The following is a 16,612-nucleotide window of genomic DNA, read 5'->3' on the forward strand; positions in this document are numbered from 1 at the left end:
TTACAATTTTATCCTTAACTTAATGACATTGTTTTCAAAAAAACCCCGTCCCCAACTGCACTTTAACCTGTCCCTTTTTGAATTGTGTTTTATTCTTCTTCAATTCCGGTGAATTCGATATCCGGCAGTAATTCGAAGTAGAAATCTGGATATTTCTGTGCCAGTGCTTTGATGCACTTATCTTGCAGGTGTTTGAATTTTGACAGCGATACGATATCTTTGTCGAATGTGATGTAGACGCTGATCCAGAGTTTTCTTCCGGTTCTTACAATATCGTAGTATAGATTTTTGTGGCCGTAGATACCGATGATTGGTTCTACGGTCTTTTTGATGTCTTCGATTGTTTCTTCCTCTGGTGGAATCAGCATGAGATCGCGGATTCCGGTGATGACTGTGCGGACTGGTGTCTGGATCATAATAACAGACAGAAGGATCGTAATGATTTGATCCAGATATGGTGTTACGCGGTCGAACCATGCAAAGGGTATCATAAGTGGCAGTAAAAATGCGAATGCCATGCCGAGGGATATGACGGAGTCGATCTGCCAGCCTTGCAGCTCCATTGTAATGAGTGGAGAATGAAGGTTTTTATTCTTAATTCGCAGATAAATTGTGACAATCACGCTTAAAATACAGGCGAACATTTCAAATCCGGCAATTGTATGAAAGGATACAATGTGTCCTCCGTGCAGCATCAGATGGATATTATTGAAAATCAGTCCAAATGTAACGGCTGCCATGGTGATGCCTTTTACTACAACAAATAGTGTTTCCAGCTGCATATATCCAAATGGATGCTGTTCATTTGACGGGCGGTATAAAAGTGGAATCAGGAACACGGACGGAAGCAGCATAAAAAACTCCACTCCATCGTAGACTGCGTCCAGGAGGACTGCCTGAGAGCCGGTTGCAATTGCCATGACCAGCTCGATTACAACAAAGACTACGTTACCATATAAAGAAACTGACATTACAGATTTTTCTCTTTTTTGTGATTTTTTTCCTACATGCATAAAAATGCTCCTATTCTTGATTTAAGTGCCTTATGTAACGTTACCTATTATCAGTGCAAGGTTATGAAATATTTTCATTATAAGCAATCCTTGTGGAAAATGCAAATACGTGTCATCATCTTGTCTTTTTATGGAGATAATTATAGAATCCAGCAGAAAAATGTGATAAAATAAAAAGACTAAGTAAGAAGAATACCTGGAGGAAATGCCAATGATATCAGGCAAACGAGTCATCGCGGCGATGCTTACGGCACTTATGGCAGTGACGTTTACAGCCAATACTGCGGTGAGTGTATATGCGACAGGGGTAACGGCTACGGAGAATGCACAGACCATAGATGCACAGAGTACAGATGCGCAGGCACTGACACCGGAAGAACAAAAGGCTCAGGAATTGCAGCAGGTCTATGATATGCCGGTGGAATCGAATGGATATAAGGACTGGCCGCAGGGACCTGGGACTTATGGAGAAGCCGGAATTGTTATGGAAGTCGGAACGGGAGCAATCCTGTATGCCAAGAATATAGATGCTCATGAATATCCGGCAAGTATTACGAAAGTATTGACGGCGCTTGTAGCACTGGAAAATGGACAACTGACGGACAATGTAACATTCAGCCACGACAGCGTAGCGTTTTTACAGAGAGGAGATTCTTCCGTCGGATTAAAAGAGGGAAATGTAATCACACTGGATCAGGCAATGCATGCGATGCTTCTGGCATCTGCCAATGAAGCAGCATATGCAATAGGTGAGAGTGTTGGAGTGAATGCCGGTCATGATTACAACTGGTTCATAGAGCAGATGAACAGCCGATGCAAGGAACTGGGCGGTGAGAATTCCAATTTTGCTAATACAAATGGACTGCATGATCCGAATCATTACACATGTGCAAGAGATATGGCGCTGATTGGACGGGAGTTGTTCAAACATCCGGAATTTTTCCAGATTGTACAGACTCTCAATTATACAATTCCAGCCAGCGAGACGACGGAAGAACACGTTTTCCATCAAAAGCATAAAATGCTTCAGCCGTCGAATTCCAATTATTATCCATATACAATAGGTGGAAAGACTGGTTATACATCAGATGCGTTGTCAACGCTGATTACGATGGCGGACAATGGGCAGACTCAGCTGGTGTGTGTGGTACTGAGGACTCACGGAAAGAACATATATCCGGACACCACGAATTTATTTGAATATGCATTTAATAATTTCACAAAAGTAGATGTGACAACCCAGGAGAAATCTGAGGATATTGAAACATTTCTGACAGAAGACGGGCAGAGTGAACCGAATTATGTGATGTTGCCAAATGGTGTGGATTTTACAGCTTTGGATCAGAAAATCACGCAGGATACAGAAGATAGCAGCACAGGAATTGTGACATACAGTTACGATGGTCATGAACTTGGAACTGCAAAGGTGAAGCTTAGCAAATCCTATTTGAAAGCGCATACAGACAGTACTCAGGACGAAAGCAAATCCAGTGGACATGACAACAGTAAAAAACAGACTAAATCCGGGAAACACCTGTCACTTGGAACAACAAAAGGAAAAGTTATTCTGGGGCTGAGCATTCTTTTAGTAATATTGATCATAACATTTATAGCTACGGTGTCCCGCATAAGAAAAAAGAGTAATAAGAGAAAAACTAATAAGAGAAAGAAACAGTAAAACACAGTTGCGAACACATAGTAAGGTACAGTATTTGAATTGGGAGAAAGGTCAAAACGGAGTTAAAAGAAGTATACGAGAAAATCGGCGGTGATTATGATGATGTAGTAAGACGTCTGATGGGTGAGAAGCTTGTGAGAAAGTTTCTCCTGAAATTTCTGGATGATAAGAGCTACGCCGATCTTGAGAGAACATTAAGCGAGGGTGATTACAAAGAAGCATTCCGTGCAGCCCATACACTGAAGGGTGTCTGCCAGAACCTGTCACTGATAAGCCTTTATCAGGTGAGCAGCCAGCTTACAGAGGAATTGAGAAATGAAGACACTGCAGTTCCAGGTAATCCGAACATTTCAGATTATATGAGCAAGGTAACAGCAGAGTATCACAAGACAATTGAGGCAATCCAGGAACTTGAGTAAGAAATCCAGCCAACAAGAAATGTGAAGAAAAGGGACAGTAAAAACCAGAAAATAAAATAGCAGAAATAAAATAGAAAAATGAGGATATAAGTTTTGCGGTACAATCACTTATGTCCTCATTTTTTTTTTGTGTTCGTGGTGAGCATAGTTCCAAAAGCCCGCCGGGACAGGTGATGATCGTGCACAACCTACATTTTTTTTTTCAGAATCTCCGGATTAGTTGCGTATGCCAATGCAGTTTCTGCTGTAAGCAGGGAAGCACGAAGAGCCGTTACATAACTTTCTGTATCTACGTTAATCTCACGCTGGCTGACAATACTCTGGTCCATAGAAACTTTGCATGTAAAAAGGGGCTTAACCCCTTGACGAATCTGTGATAAAACTCGTATAATAAAAAAGTATATGAGATATTTTAAAGACGTTGACGAAGACAGTAGGTTATATCCCAACGATACAGAGAACCGGCGATGGTGGGAATCCGGTACAAGTAAGATATAATTGAAGATCACTTCCGAGTTTCAGAGTTTGAACGATCTGTGATATGAGCCAGGGCATCTGCACAGGCATAAGGAACAGAATTCAGTAAGACCTGACGGAGTTCCACCGTTACAGGGAAAGCATATGTCAGTATGTTTAGGTGGTTTATAAACGTAAGTGTAAGGCTTTCGTCCTAATCAGGACGGGAGCCTGTTTTATTGTATAAGAAAGTAATATCTTTACAATAAGTTATGTTTAATGGTAAAAAAGGGACACCGCAAAATGCAAAAAGAGACACCCTTAATCAATGATTGGGATGTAGTACTTTGGCAAAATGCTACGTCCCCAACAAGGAGGATATTATGTATAAGAAGGTTTCAACAGACATGAATTTTGTTGACCGGGAGAAGGAAACGGAGAAATTCTGGGAAGACAATCACATTTTTGAGAAGAGTATGGAGGACCGTGAGGGCTGTCCACAGTATATGTTTTATGATGGACCGCCGACTGCGAATGGTAAACCGCATATCGGCCATGTTTTGACACGTGTTATCAAGGATATGATTCCTCGTTACCGTACTATGAAGGGGTATGAAGTTCCGAGAAAGGCCGGATGGGATACTCACGGACTGCCGGTCGAGCTGGAGGTTGAGAAGGCTCTTGGTCTTGATGGAAAGGATCAGATTGAAAAATATGGTGTTGAGCCATTTATCAAAAAGTGTAAAGAGAGTGTGTGGAAATACAAAGGTATGTGGGAGGATTTCTCTAATACTGTAGGTTTCTGGGCTGATATGGATGATCCGTATGTTACTTATCACAACACATTTATTGAGTCTGAGTGGTGGGCACTGAAGAAGATCTGGGATAAAGGACTTCTTTATAAAGGATTTAAGATCGTACCTTACTGTCCGCGTTGTGGAACTCCGCTGTCTGCACAGGAAGTGGCTCAGGGATACAAAGATGTAAAAGAGCGTTCAGCGATCGTTCGTTTTAAAGTGAAAGACGAGGATGCATATATTCTTGCATGGACAACAACTCCATGGACTCTGCCATCTAACATTGCACTTTGTGTAAATCCGGAAGAGGATTATGCGAAGGTAAAAGCAGCTGACGGATATACTTACTACATGGCTGTTGCCCTTCTTGATACGGTTCTTGGTAAACTTGGCGATGAGGAGAATGGTGTAAAGGCTTATGAAGTTCTTGAGACATACAAAGGTCAGGATCTTGAGTACAAAGAGTATGAACCGCTTTATCAGTGTGCTTATGACTGCGCCGCAAAGCAGAATAAAAAAGCATTTTATGTAACATGTGATACTTATGTAACATTGACAGATGGTACCGGAGTTGTTCATATCGCGCCTGCATTTGGTGAGGACGATGCGAAAGTCGGACGTAAATATGACATGCCATTTGTTCAGTTAGTAGATGAAAAAGGTGAGATGGGCAAGACAACTCCATTCGCCGGATTATTCGTGAAGAAGGCAGACCCGGAAGTGTTAAAAGACTTGGACGGACGAGGACTTCTTTTCGATGCACCGAAGTTCGAGCACAGCTATCCACACTGCTGGAGATGTGACACGCCGCTTATTTACTACGCTCGTGAGTCATGGTTCATTAAGATGACAGCAGTAAAGGATGATCTGATCGCGAATAATAATACGATCAACTGGATTCCGGAGAGTATCGGTAAAGGACGATTTGGTGACTGGCTTGAAAATGTTCAGGACTGGGGCATCAGCCGTAACCGTTACTGGGGAACTCCTCTGAATATCTGGGAGTGTGAGTGTGGATGCCAGCATTCGATCGGAAGTATTGAAGAGCTGAAATCTATGTCTGATAACTGCCCGGATGAGATCGAACTTCACCGCCCATATATTGATAATGTGACGATCAAGTGTCCGAAATGTGGAAAAGAGATGCACCGTGTACCAGAAGTGATTGACTGCTGGTTCGACAGTGGATCCATGCCATTTGCACAGTATCACTATCCATTTGAGAATCAGGAACTGTTCGAGAAACATTTCCCGGCAGACTTCATCTCAGAGGCGGTAGACCAGACTCGTGGATGGTTCTACTCACTGCTTGCGATTTCAACTCTGATCTTCAACAAAGCTCCTTATAAGAACGTTATTGTTCTTGGACATGTTCAGGATGAGAATGGTCAGAAGATGAGTAAGTCCAAGGGAAATGCGGTCGATCCGTTCGATGCACTGGAGAAATATGGAGCAGATGCGATCCGCTGGTATTTCTACATTAACAGTGCGCCGTGGCTGCCGAACCGTTTCCACGGAAAAGCAGTGACAGAGGGACAGCGTAAGTTCATGGGAACTCTGTGGAATACTTATGCATTCTTTGTACTGTATGCGAATATTGATGAATTTGATGCAACAAAATATACATTAGAGTATGAGAAGCTGTCTGTCATGGACAAATGGCTTTTGTCAAAGCTCAACTCTGCGATTAAAGCAGTAGATGAGGATCTGGCAAACTACAAGATCCCGGAGGCTGCAAAGGCACTTCAGAGCTTTGTTGATGATATGAGTAATTGGTATGTAAGACGCAGCCGTGAGCGTTTCTGGGCAAAGGGCATGGAGCAGGATAAGATCAATGCTTACATGACACTTTACACAGCACTGGTAGAGATCTGCAAGACTGCAGCTCCGATGATTCCGTTCATGACAGAAGACATTTACCAGAACCTCGTAAGAAGTATTGATGCAAATGCTCCTGAGAGTATCCACCTGTGTGATTTCCCGAAGGTAAATGAAGCACACATCGACAAAGAGCTTGAGGAGAATATGGAACGTGTTCTGAAACTGGTTGTTATGGGACGTGCCTGCAGAAATACTGCAAATATCAAGAACCGTCAGCCGATCGGACAGATGTATGTCAAAGCTGATTTTGAGCTTTCCGAGTTCTTTGATGCCATCGTTGCCGATGAATTGAATGTGAAAAATGTAACATTTACACAAGAAGTACGTGACTTTACGTCCTATTCTTTTAAACCTCAGCTAAAGACAGTCGGACCAAAATATGGTAAACTGTTAGGGGGAATCAAAAATGTACTCAGCGGACTGGATGGAAATGCTGCTATGGATGAGCTGAATGCAAATGGTTGCCTGAGATTTGAGGTAAATGGTGAAGAAGTAGTCCTGAACCGTGAAGATCTTCTGATCGATACTGCACAGATGGAAGGATATGTATCTGAGGATGACAACGGAATCACAGTTGTTCTTGATACGAACTTATCCGAGGAACTTCTGGAAGAAGGATTCGTGCGTGAGATCATCAGCAAAGTACAGACGATGCGTAAGGAAGCTGATTTCGAGGTCATGGATAAGATCGTGATCACATATGAAGGAAGTGAAAAGGCAGAAACTGTATTTGCGAAAAATGCTGATGAGATCGGAGCTGAGACACTGGCTCTGGAGGTGAAAAAAGCGACACCTGCAGGCTATGTGAAAGAGTGGAAGATCAATGGTGAGGCAGTAACTCTTGGAGTAGAGAAGCAATAACAGATGTGAACAGGTCTGCTCCGGCAGACCTGTTCTTTTATCTTACATTTCCTGAAACAAGAGCAAGAAAGGATCAAAACAATATGATTAATCCGAGATTTGAAAAAAAAGCGTTTAAGAAAGAAGTAGAACAGAATGTTAAGCAACTGTTCCGAAAAACTGTAGACGAAGTATCTCAGCAGGAGCTTTATCAGGCAGTTTCCTATGTCGTAAAAGATGCAATTATCGATGACTGGATCGCAACTCAGAAGCAGTACGAGAAAGATGATCCGAAAATCGTGTATTACATGTCCATGGAGTTCCTGCTTGGAAGAGCTCTTGGCAATAACCTGATCAATATGACGGCATATAAAGAGGTGAAAGAGGCTCTGGAAGAAATGGGTCTGAACCTGAATGAACTTGAGGATCAGGAGCCGGACCCGGCACTTGGAAATGGCGGACTTGGTCGTCTCGCTGCATGTTTCCTGGATTCACTGGCATCTCTTGGCTATGCAGCTTACGGCTGTGGTATCCGCTACCGTTATGGTATGTTCAAGCAGAAGATCAAAGATGGCTATCAGGAAGAAAAACCGGATAACTGGCTGAAGAACGGCAATCCATTCGAACTTCGCAGACCGGAGTATGCAAAGGAAGTACGTTTCGGTGGAAATATCCGTGTAGAGTACGATGATAAGACCGGAGATATCCGTTTTAAACAGGAGAATTATGAGTCTGTTCTGGCAGTTCCGTATGATTATCCGATCGTAGGATATGATAATCATATTGTAAATACACTTCGTATCTGGGACGCAGAACCAATCGTAGATTTCCAGTTAGATTCATTTGACCGTGGTGACTATCACAAAGCGGTAGAGCAGCAGAATCTGGCAAAAACGATCGTAGAGGTCCTGTACCCGAACGATAACCACTATGCAGGAAAGGAACTGAGACTGAAACAGCAGTATTTCTTCGTATCTGCCAGTCTTCAGGCTGCGCTTGAAAAATATAAAAAGCACCATGATGATATCCATAAACTGCCGGAGAAGATGGCGATTCAGATGAATGATACACATCCGACGGTAGCAGTTGCCGAGCTTATGAGACTTCTTCTTGATGAGGAAGGACTTGGCTGGGATGAGGCATGGGAGATCACAACAAAGACCTGTGCTTACACGAACCACACCATCATGGCAGAGGCTCTGGAAAAATGGCCAATCGATTTGTTCTCCAGGCTGCTTCCTCGTGTATACCAGATCATCCAGGAGATTGACCGCCGCTTTGTGGCCAAGATCCGTGAGATGTATCCGGGAAATGAAGAGAAAGTAGCAAAGATGCAGATTTTAAGAGATGGTCAGGTAAAGATGGCTCATCTTGCAATCGTAGCCGGATACTCTGTCAATGGAGTTGCAAGACTTCATACAGAAATCCTGAAAAAACAGGAGCTTCGTGATTTCTACGAAATGATGCCGCAGAAATTCAATAATAAGACAAACGGAATTACGCAGAGACGTTTCCTGATGCATGGAAATCCGCTGCTGGCTGACTGGGTAACAGATAAGCTTGGAACAAAGGACTGGATCACAGATCTGTCTCTGATGTCAGGATTGAAAAAATGGGTGGACGATGAGGAAGCTCTGAAGGAATTTATGAGCATCAAGTATGAGAATAAAGTCCGCCTGGCAAAATACATTAAAGAGCACAATGGCATTGAAGTGGATCCAAGATCTATCTTCGATGTACAGGTCAAGAGACTGCATGAGTACAAGAGACAGCTTCTTAACATTTTACATGTGATGTATTTGTACAACGAGATCAAGGAACATCCGGAAATAAGCTTCTATCCGAGAACATTTATCTTCGGAGCAAAAGCTTCCGCAGGATATATCCGTGCAAAACAGATCATCAAACTGATCAATTCCGTTGCGGATGTAGTCAATAACGACCGCAGCATCAATGGCAAACTGAAAGTTGTATTCATCGAAGATTATCGTGTGTCAAATGCTGAGATCATCTTCGCAGCAGCTGACGTAAGCGAGCAGATTTCCACAGCTTCCAAAGAGGCATCAGGAACCGGTAATATGAAGTTCATGCTCAACGGCGCACCGACACTTGGAACGATGGATGGAGCAAATGTGGAGATTGTTGAAGAAGTTGGTGCAGAGAATGCATTTATCTTCGGACTCAGCTCTGACGAGGTCATCAATTACGAGAATAATGGCGGCTACAATCCGATGGATATCTACAATAGTGATGCCGATATCCGACGCGTTGTGAACCAGCTTGTGGATGGAACATATTCACAAGGTGATAAGGAAATGTACCGTGACCTGTATAATTCACTTCTGACAGCTCAAGGTGGAAGCAAAGCTGATACGTATTTCATTCTGAAGGATTTCCGTTCTTATGCGGATACACAGAAGAAGGTTGAAGAAGCTTATCGCGACAAAGACAGATGGGCTAAGATGGCACTTCTGAATACTGCAAGCTGTGGAAAATTCTCATCTGACAGAACGATTCAGGAGTATGTGGATGATATCTGGCATCTGGATAAAGTGACAGTAGAAGTTTAGTTCATGCAGAAACAATGCAAAGGCATTCTTGAAGAATAAAAAAGAACGTCTTCTCATATTTTATATGGGAGGGCGTTTTTTATATGAGATTTGCATATTTGAAATATAGATTAAAGAAACTGGGGTGCTATCTTCTGATCATTATATTGCTGCCCTATATTATCACCGTGTTCTTAAGCGGACCGGGAGCTTATGGAGCTTCCAGAGTGGACGAGACTATGGTAAATGTGAAGGCAGACGGGGAAAAGTCCGGCAGTGATGGTGGAAAACAGGAAGATTCTAATGCTGAAAATGTGGATAAAATTCAGATGCCGCTCAGTGAATACTGTATTGGAATTATGGCCAGAGAAATCCCTGCGGTTTATGAGGAGGAAGCTTTAAAAACCCAGGCAGTTCTTGTGCGGACCCAGGTATGTCTGGCGCTTGGCGCAGGGGCAGATACTATATTAGAAGAGAGATACTGGACAAAGAAAAATATGCAGGATTCCTGGGGAGCAGATCAATATTCCAAGTATTATAAGCGGCTTGAGCATGCATGGGAGGAGACCAACGGACAGGTGCTGACTTATGAAAATGCGCTGGCAAAGACACCATTTTGCAGACTCAGTAATGGAAGTACAAGGGATGGACGGGAGGCGCTGGGGAGCGAAGATTATCCGTATTTGAAGATTGTGGACTGTCCGCTAGATATTGAGTCGAAAGAACAAATTCAGACAATTACTATAGACGATATGGATGCAGAAGTGACTGGGGTAGACACTGCAGGATATGTACTTAGCGTCCGGGTTGGAAATGACACCGTGAGTGGAGAAGAATTCCGAACCAATTATCATCTCGCATCAAGCTGCTTTTCTTTTCAGAAATATGACGGAAAGCTGCGAATCACGACCCGGGGTATCGGGCATGGACTGGGCTTAAGCCAGTACACGGCAAATCAAATGGCAAAAGAAGGAAAAAGCATGGAAGAGATATTGGCACATTTCTTCGAAGGGACAGAACTGAAAGAAGGCGTGGAAATCGTGCAGGTGGAAGGCGGAGCAGGAGAGTAGCAAAATTTGTAAAGTCATAATAGTATTGTACAAAAAGCCGAGGCATTCTTGAAATTTCCATATAAGAAAGGCTAGAAAAAGTCAAAGACAATATTTTATATGTAGTTTGTATAGTACCACTACAATCTGGCAAGAATAGAGTCAGAGGTGGTGATGAAAATGAACGATAATAATAAGATGGATCGCGGCAAAGAACATGCCGGTCCGAAAAAAATGACGCCAAGGCAGAAGCAAAAGAGAAATCGTAAGGCGACGCTGGCGGCAGTTCTGTGCTTTGTGGCAGCCATAGCAATTGTTGGAACATACACAATGCGGGATTACAAGACAGTGAAAAAAGAAGGGGAGCTCGCAAAAGCACAACTGGAGGAACAGAAGAAAGCACTGGAGGAAGCCAGTCAGGAAGCAAGTGGAAATGCACAGAAAGACAGTGCTTCCGAGTCAGGCACAGATGGATCCGGAACCGGTGGAAAAGCCGAAAAGAGTGGCTCTGGTGCAGGAACGGCAGGGACTGCAAGCAAAAATGCTGCAACAGCCGGAAACACAGATGGATCCGGAAATAATGGCAATCAGGACGGCAACAGTCAGACTAACGGAAGTCAGCAGGCGGCAAGGACAGCGGGCAGTGCATCTTCCGCAAACTTTACAAGCGACAGCAAGATGATCTGGCCTGTAAGCGGCACGGTGCTTATGAATTACAGCATGGACAAAACAGTTTACTTCGCGACACTAGACCAATACAAGTATAATCCGGCATTGGTTATCAGCGGAGCAGAAGGAGACCAGGTTCTGTGCGGTGCACCGGGAATAATTAAATCCATTGATGTGACCGCACAGACAGGAACAACTGTGACCGTAGACCTTGGAAATGGTTACGAAGTCCTTTACGGACAGTTAAAAGAAGTGCCAGTAAAAGTCGGCGACCAGGTAGAAGCAAAAAGCATTCTCGGCTATATCGGACAGCCGACAAAGTATTACAGCGTGGAAGGATGCAACGTATATATGGAATTACGAAAAGATGGAACACCAGTAAACCCTGTAGATTATATGACAAAAAGATAAAGAATGTGTATAATTGGGGACGTAGTAAAATGAAGTTTTGCTACGTCCCCAATTAAAGGAGAAATCATGAATTATACATATATTGTGGAGTGTGGGGACGGTAGTCTCTACACTGGCTGGACGAACAATCTGGAAAAAAGAATACAGGCTCATAATGCGGGAAAAGGCGCGAAATATACGAAGAGCCGTCTGCCGGTGAAACTGGTGTATTCGGAAACATTTGCCACGAAGGAAGAGGCAATGAGCCGGGAGTATGCGATTAAGCATATGAAAAGGAAAGAGAAGTTACAATTGATTGAGAATAGAGCTGAAATATTTAATATTTAAGGACTTGCTTTTTTGAAAATAACGGTTATAATATTGATATAAGAACAAGTAGTAATCAAAACTACGTATGGAAATGCGAAAGAAGAATATAACATTATTTTCAGGAGGGGTAAGTTATGGCAAAAGTAATAGAACAACATGTAAAAGATCCGGGAAGTGCGATCACACATTTTATTGGAATGCTGATGGCAATATTTGCAGCAATTCCGTTGCTTATCAAAGCAGCTCATGAGCCTGGCAGGATTTATCTTGTATCTATTGCAGTTTATGCGGTAAGTCTGATCCTGCTTTATGCAGCTAGCACGACATACCATACATTTAACATTTCCAAGAAGGTAAATACGATTCTGAAGAAAATTGACCATATGATGATCAGCGTACTGATTGCCGGAAGTTATACACCAATTTGTCTGTTAGTGCTCGGCGGACGTATGGGATGGATTCTACTGGCAATTGTATGGGGATTCGCAATTGCGGGAATTCTGATAAAGGCGTTTTGGGTATTTTGCCCGAAGTGGGTATCTTCCGTACTTTATATCGGAATGGGGTGGACTTGTGTACTTGCATTTACACAGCTGCTCAACTCCCTGTCACCGGCGGCATTTGGATGGCTTTTAGCAGGCGGAATCATTTATACAGTCGGCGGAGTGATCTATGCACTGAAACTTCCGATTTTTAACAGGAAGCATAAAAATTTTGGAAGCCATGAGATTTTTCATCTGTTCGTGATGGGAGGAAGCCTGTGCCACTTTGTAGTGATGTATGCATTTGTGCTGTAGCAGATGAAGCTGAAGGAGCCGTGCAGCAGACATAATTTTCATGTCAAAACAGCGAGGAAAGCAAAAATAGCAGAGAATAAGAAACAGTCTGAGAGGAAAACTTTCAGGCTGTTTTTCGTATACGCAGAAAATGTAGTTTCCTGCGTATACGAAAGCTCTCTAGAGACTATAGCAGATGAGAGGGAATCTTATCAAGGATATATTAACGAATTATTAATTATTATTACTAAATATAAAATACACTTTATTTTTTGAATAATATATGTTATGCTACGTTCATCTTAGGAGAAGATCTAGTCTCCAGATATTCCCAAAGCCGTTAGGCGTTCATCTCGGTGTTTCGATTTCTGAAACAAATACCCGATATGAAAGAACAGATGACAAAATTTTGAAGGAGGGTATAGCCTATGACCAACAAATTACGACAGTATTTTCCAATGATTCATACCAGACAAGAGGTATTAGCTGAAATTGAAGCAAAACCGAAATTAAAACAAGAATTTTATAGCTGGGAAAAAAAGTACCGAAAGGAATTTTTGGATTTTTGCACGGGAGTAAAAGGTGTAAAAATTATGTATGATTTTATTAGTAAAGAAATCTTGAATCCGGAAACAGTGCCGGAACGAGTAGAAGAATTACTTTCATTATTGATAGGGCAGCAGGTACATATTAAGGAAGTGCTTCCGAACGATGGAACACGGATTTCGGACGAATCTACGCTTGTGATTATGGATATGGTAGTCGAGTTGGAAGATGGAAGTATTGTAAATCTGGAAGTTCAGAAAATCGGATATAAATTTCCAGGAGCAAGAAGTGCATGTTATTCAGCAGATTTGTTGTTACGTCAATACAAAAAAGTACGAAGTAAAAAAGGAAAGAAATTTAATTATACTGATGTAAAAGATGTATACACGATTGTTCTGTTTGAAAAAAGTCCAACCGAGTTTCATGAATTTTCGGACACATATATTCATTATTTTGAACAACATTCAAATACAGGAATCCAACTGAATCTTTTGCAAAAATATTTATTTATTTCTATTGACATATTTTTAAAATACCAGCAAAATATAGGTATACAACTGGAAACTAGACGAGATGCATGGCTTGCATTTATGGGTTCAGATGATCCGGATATTATTTTGAAGGTTATTGAAAAATATCCGGATTTCAAGGGAATGTATCAGCAAGTCTATGAAATCTGTCAGAATATTGAAGAGGTGATGGGAATGTTCTCGAAAGAATTAGCAGAAATGGATCGGAACACGGCACAGTTAATGATTGATGAGATGCAAGAAGATATAAAACAGAAGGAAGAAATACTTAAGGGACAGGATGATAGAATTAAAGATCAAATTAACAAACTTAAAGAACAGGACGATAGGCTCAAAGAGCAGGATCAAGTAATTAGAGAATTAATGAAGAAAATTGAACAGTTAGAAAATAAATAATGAAAACAGGTATCTCTGCTCATTGGCGGAGATGCCTGCTTTGAGACTTAACTTTCAATAAGTGAAGAAAAATCGGTAAGTTCTTCCATCAAATTATGTACGGTAGTCATTTGATGAATTCTGCCAACATTGCTTCCGCAGAAGATAAGCCCATTTTCAATATCACCTTTTACAGCATTGATCAGCGCCTGAGTAATGCAATAAGGAACAGTGCCAGGATTGCACTGGGCAAGGCAGTTATAGCATTTTTTTATTGGCTGACGCTCTCGTTCTATATTCTTGATGAACTCATTGCGAAGTGCTCTGCCCGGCATTCCGACAGGGCTTTGGATTATTTGAATATCCTCTTCTCTGGCATGTATGTAAGCTTGCTTATATGCATCTGATGCGTCACATTCTTCTGTTGCAACAAAACGGCTTGCAATTTGAACACCATCTGCGCCAAGTCCCAATGCGTGGGCAATGTCTGCTGAGTCAAAGATACCACCGGCAACAATGACTGGTATTTTTTTGTTGTATTGTTTTTCATACTCTTTTTTACATTCAATTATATTTTTGATTTCTTTATCATAATTAAGAGAATTAATATCAACAAGTTCTTCCGTAGAAAATCCAAGATGTCCACCTGCTTTTGGACCTTCAATTACAATAAAATCAGCGGTTCTGTCATATCTGTGTGCCCAGCGTTTTAAAATAATCTGTAATGCTCTTTTAGACGATACAATTGGTGCAATCTTTGTACGGCAAGTTTCACTGACAAGAGCTGGAAGTTTCATCGGTAGTCCGGCACCACTGATAATGACATCGGCACCAGCGGCAACGGCCTCTTTTACGTGTTCTTCATAATGCTTTAGAGCCACCATGATATTTACTCCGATAAGTCCGTTGCCACAGGCGATTTCTTTTGCTTTTTGGATATGTTTCCGTATAGCAAGACGATTACATCCTGCCTGATCTTTCTCGAAGCCTTCCTCGTCATAACCAATCTGGGCAGTGGAAATGATGCCGACTCCGCCTTCTTTTGCTACAGCTCCGGCAAGTTTACTCAGGCTGACACCGACGCCCATGCCACCTTGTATAATTGGGAGTCTGGCAGTCAGATCACCAATTTGAAGATGTTTTAATTTTGTATTCATAATATTTATCCTTTCCAGAATCATTTATGCTTGAAATTAAATAGTTTGAATTTCAAACTATTTAATTATAAAACAAAACGTTTTCAGTGTCAATATCTTGTAGTAATCTATTCTTTCATATATAGTATTAAATACTATATACAAAAGGCGAGATTAAACAATAATAACTATGTTACAATAGAATAAAATGTTTCGAATGGATTGATGGAGAAGAAAATGAAAAAACATAAAGTTATATTTAGAATACTGTTAATTGTTATATGCTGCATGTGTTTTACGGTTACAGGATATGCACGGGCCGGTGGAGGAGGTTCCAGTGGAGGATCTGGGGGAGGATCTGGAAGCAGTTCGAGCAGTGGGTCGCATAGTCATTATTACGGGCAAGGCGGAAGACGCGGAGGACCGGTTGAAATGATTATCTGGTGGGGCACATTTATTTGTATGGCCGGAGCCGGAACGATAGTGTTTCATTATGGAATTCAAAAAGCAAAGCGAAAGAGCCTGCGTTCTATGAAATCATTTGAAAAACCAGGAGAAGAATGGAATCCGAAAAAGATGAAAAAATATGTGAAGCATGCATATTTTGTTATTCAGGAATGTTGGAGGCGTCAGGATACATCTTATGCGGAAAAATACCTGAGCAAAAATCTTATTCAAAATTGGAATTCGAAACTGGGTTGGATGGAAGTAAATCATGAAAAGCCAGTACAAGAACGAGTCAGATTTTTAAATGCGGCTCCGGTATTTGCCTTTGATAAAGAAGGCGAAGAACACGATCGGGTGATTTATCTGATTCATGGAAGAATGATTGGATATTATATAAATACCGATACAGGAGAAGTTGTACGTGGAAAAACATCTCCGGAAACATTTTATGAGTATTGGGTATTTATCCGTGAAGATGGGAGATGGGTTCTGGATGAAATCCGGCAGAAAGATGAAGTGGATGTGGAGCGGTTGTAAGGCTGCACCGAGCCATTCATAGACCTGCGGTCTATTTCATGGACGGCTGTCGCCGCATAAGTTAATAAGGCTGCGCCGAGCCATTCGGAATCCGCTGGCGCTACTTCCTCATGTAGGGCTGTCGCCGTATAAGTCAACGAGGCTGCGCCGAGCCATTCGGAATCCGCTGGCGCTACTTCCTCATGTAGGGCTGT

Annotated in this window: 13 protein-coding genes; 10 read left to right on the forward strand and 3 right to left on the reverse strand. The window is 41.9% G+C overall.

Annotation, left to right across the window (positions count from 1 at the left end; genetic code table 11):
• Window positions 1–89: 89 nt before the first annotated feature.
• Window positions 90–1,013 carry a cation diffusion facilitator family transporter gene (locus LI149_RS13925; RefSeq protein WP_005334942.1) on the reverse strand — a complete coding sequence of 308 codons (924 nt, stop codon included), beginning with the start codon at window positions 1,011–1,013 and terminating at the stop codon, window positions 90–92.
• Between the two features lie 211 nt (window positions 1,014–1,224).
• Here LI149_RS13925 and LI149_RS13930 point away from each other — a divergent pair, with 211 nt between their 5' ends.
• Both LI149_RS13930 and LI149_RS13935 read left to right on the forward strand, forming a co-directional pair.
• Window positions 1,225–2,691 (forward strand): D-alanyl-D-alanine carboxypeptidase family protein, encoded by a 1,467-nt coding sequence (locus LI149_RS13930; protein WP_227143526.1) that lies wholly within the window; start codon window positions 1,225–1,227, stop codon window positions 2,689–2,691.
• Between the two features lie 119 nt (window positions 2,692–2,810).
• Entirely contained in the window at window positions 2,811–3,110 is a 300-nt protein-coding gene (locus LI149_RS13935) for an Hpt domain-containing protein (RefSeq protein WP_227143527.1), read from the forward strand.
• Window positions 3,111–3,298: 188 nt separating this feature from the next.
• Here the strand turns inward: LI149_RS13935 and LI149_RS15510 are convergent, their stop codons facing one another.
• Window positions 3,299–3,439, reverse strand: coding sequence for a hypothetical protein (locus LI149_RS15510; protein ID WP_304515588.1), 141 nt, complete (start codon window positions 3,437–3,439; stop codon window positions 3,299–3,301).
• A 510-nt stretch (window positions 3,440–3,949) separates the two neighbouring features.
• Between LI149_RS15510 and ileS the strand changes: the two genes are divergently transcribed.
• The 7 genes from ileS to LI149_RS13975 all read left to right on the forward strand — a co-directional run bounded on the left by ileS (window position 3,950) and on the right by LI149_RS13975 (window position 14,319).
• On the forward strand, window positions 3,950–7,105 hold the full coding sequence (ileS, locus tag LI149_RS13945) for an isoleucine--tRNA ligase (protein ID WP_227143528.1): 3,156 nt from the start codon (window positions 3,950–3,952) through the stop codon (window positions 7,103–7,105).
• Window positions 7,106–7,188: 83 nt separating this feature from the next.
• On the forward strand, window positions 7,189–9,654 hold the full coding sequence (locus LI149_RS13950; RefSeq protein ID WP_173785384.1) for a glycogen/starch/alpha-glucan phosphorylase: 2,466 nt from the start codon (window positions 7,189–7,191) through the stop codon (window positions 9,652–9,654).
• Between the two features lie 83 nt (window positions 9,655–9,737).
• Window positions 9,738–10,703: a SpoIID/LytB domain-containing protein gene (locus LI149_RS13955; RefSeq protein WP_227143529.1), complete on the forward strand. Its 966-nt coding sequence runs from the start codon at window positions 9,738–9,740 to the stop codon at window positions 10,701–10,703.
• Between the two features lie 159 nt (window positions 10,704–10,862).
• Window positions 10,863–11,762 carry a murein hydrolase activator EnvC gene (locus LI149_RS13960; RefSeq protein ID WP_227143530.1) on the forward strand — a complete coding sequence of 300 codons (900 nt, stop codon included), beginning with the start codon at window positions 10,863–10,865 and terminating at the stop codon, window positions 11,760–11,762.
• A 66-nt stretch (window positions 11,763–11,828) separates the two neighbouring features.
• The gene (locus LI149_RS13965; protein ID WP_005341915.1) at window positions 11,829–12,089 is read left to right on the forward strand and encodes a GIY-YIG nuclease family protein; all 261 of its coding nucleotides are present in this window, start codon (window positions 11,829–11,831) and stop codon (window positions 12,087–12,089) included.
• 116 nt (window positions 12,090–12,205) lie between these two features.
• Window positions 12,206–12,868: a hemolysin III family protein gene (locus tag LI149_RS13970; protein WP_168933474.1), complete on the forward strand. Its 663-nt coding sequence runs from the start codon at window positions 12,206–12,208 to the stop codon at window positions 12,866–12,868.
• Window positions 12,869–13,275: 407 nt separating this feature from the next.
• Window positions 13,276–14,319: a PD-(D/E)XK nuclease family transposase gene (locus tag LI149_RS13975; RefSeq protein ID WP_168933475.1), complete on the forward strand. Its 1,044-nt coding sequence runs from the start codon at window positions 13,276–13,278 to the stop codon at window positions 14,317–14,319.
• Window positions 14,320–14,366: 47 nt separating this feature from the next.
• Here the strand turns inward: LI149_RS13975 and LI149_RS13980 are convergent, their stop codons facing one another.
• Window positions 14,367–15,455, reverse strand: coding sequence for a nitronate monooxygenase family protein (locus LI149_RS13980; RefSeq protein ID WP_173785387.1), 1,089 nt, complete (start codon window positions 15,453–15,455; stop codon window positions 14,367–14,369).
• Between the two features lie 216 nt (window positions 15,456–15,671).
• On the opposite strand from LI149_RS13980, the gene LI149_RS13985 reads away from it, so the two are divergent.
• A complete protein-coding gene (locus LI149_RS13985) occupies window positions 15,672–16,418 on the forward strand; it encodes a Tim44-like domain-containing protein (protein ID WP_173785388.1) in 747 nt (248 codons plus the stop codon).
• Window positions 16,419–16,612: the final 194 nt, after the last annotated feature.

This window comes from Dorea sp. 210702-DFI.3.17, assembly GCF_020560825.1.
Lineage (GTDB): Bacteria > Bacillota > Clostridia > Lachnospirales > Lachnospiraceae > Dorea > Dorea formicigenerans.

Bases quoted from the DNA above. Each gene is read 5' to 3' on its own strand.
- LI149_RS13980 (WP_173785387.1), bottom strand. From the start codon at position 15,455: ATGAATACAAAATTAAAACATCTTCAAATTGGTGATCTGACTGCCAGA.
- ileS (WP_227143528.1), top strand. From the start codon at position 3,950: ATGTATAAGAAGGTTTCAACAGACATGAATTTTGTTGACCGGGAGAAG.
- LI149_RS13950 (WP_173785384.1), top strand. From the start codon at position 7,189: ATGATTAATCCGAGATTTGAAAAAAAAGCGTTTAAGAAAGAAGTAGAA.
- LI149_RS13970 (WP_168933474.1), top strand. From the start codon at position 12,206: ATGGCAAAAGTAATAGAACAACATGTAAAAGATCCGGGAAGTGCGATC.
- LI149_RS13930 (WP_227143526.1), top strand. From the start codon at position 1,225: ATGATATCAGGCAAACGAGTCATCGCGGCGATGCTTACGGCACTTATG.
- LI149_RS13960 (WP_227143530.1), top strand. From the start codon at position 10,863: ATGAACGATAATAATAAGATGGATCGCGGCAAAGAACATGCCGGTCCG.
- LI149_RS15510 (WP_304515588.1), bottom strand. From the start codon at position 3,439: ATGGACCAGAGTATTGTCAGCCAGCGTGAGATTAACGTAGATACAGAA.
- LI149_RS13985 (WP_173785388.1), top strand. From the start codon at position 15,672: ATGAAAAAACATAAAGTTATATTTAGAATACTGTTAATTGTTATATGC.
- LI149_RS13975 (WP_168933475.1), top strand. From the start codon at position 13,276: ATGACCAACAAATTACGACAGTATTTTCCAATGATTCATACCAGACAA.
- LI149_RS13935 (WP_227143527.1), top strand. From the start codon at position 2,811: ATGGGTGAGAAGCTTGTGAGAAAGTTTCTCCTGAAATTTCTGGATGAT.
- LI149_RS13965 (WP_005341915.1), top strand. From the start codon at position 11,829: ATGAATTATACATATATTGTGGAGTGTGGGGACGGTAGTCTCTACACT.
- LI149_RS13925 (WP_005334942.1), bottom strand. From the start codon at position 1,013: ATGCATGTAGGAAAAAAATCACAAAAAAGAGAAAAATCTGTAATGTCA.
- LI149_RS13955 (WP_227143529.1), top strand. From the start codon at position 9,738: ATGAGATTTGCATATTTGAAATATAGATTAAAGAAACTGGGGTGCTAT.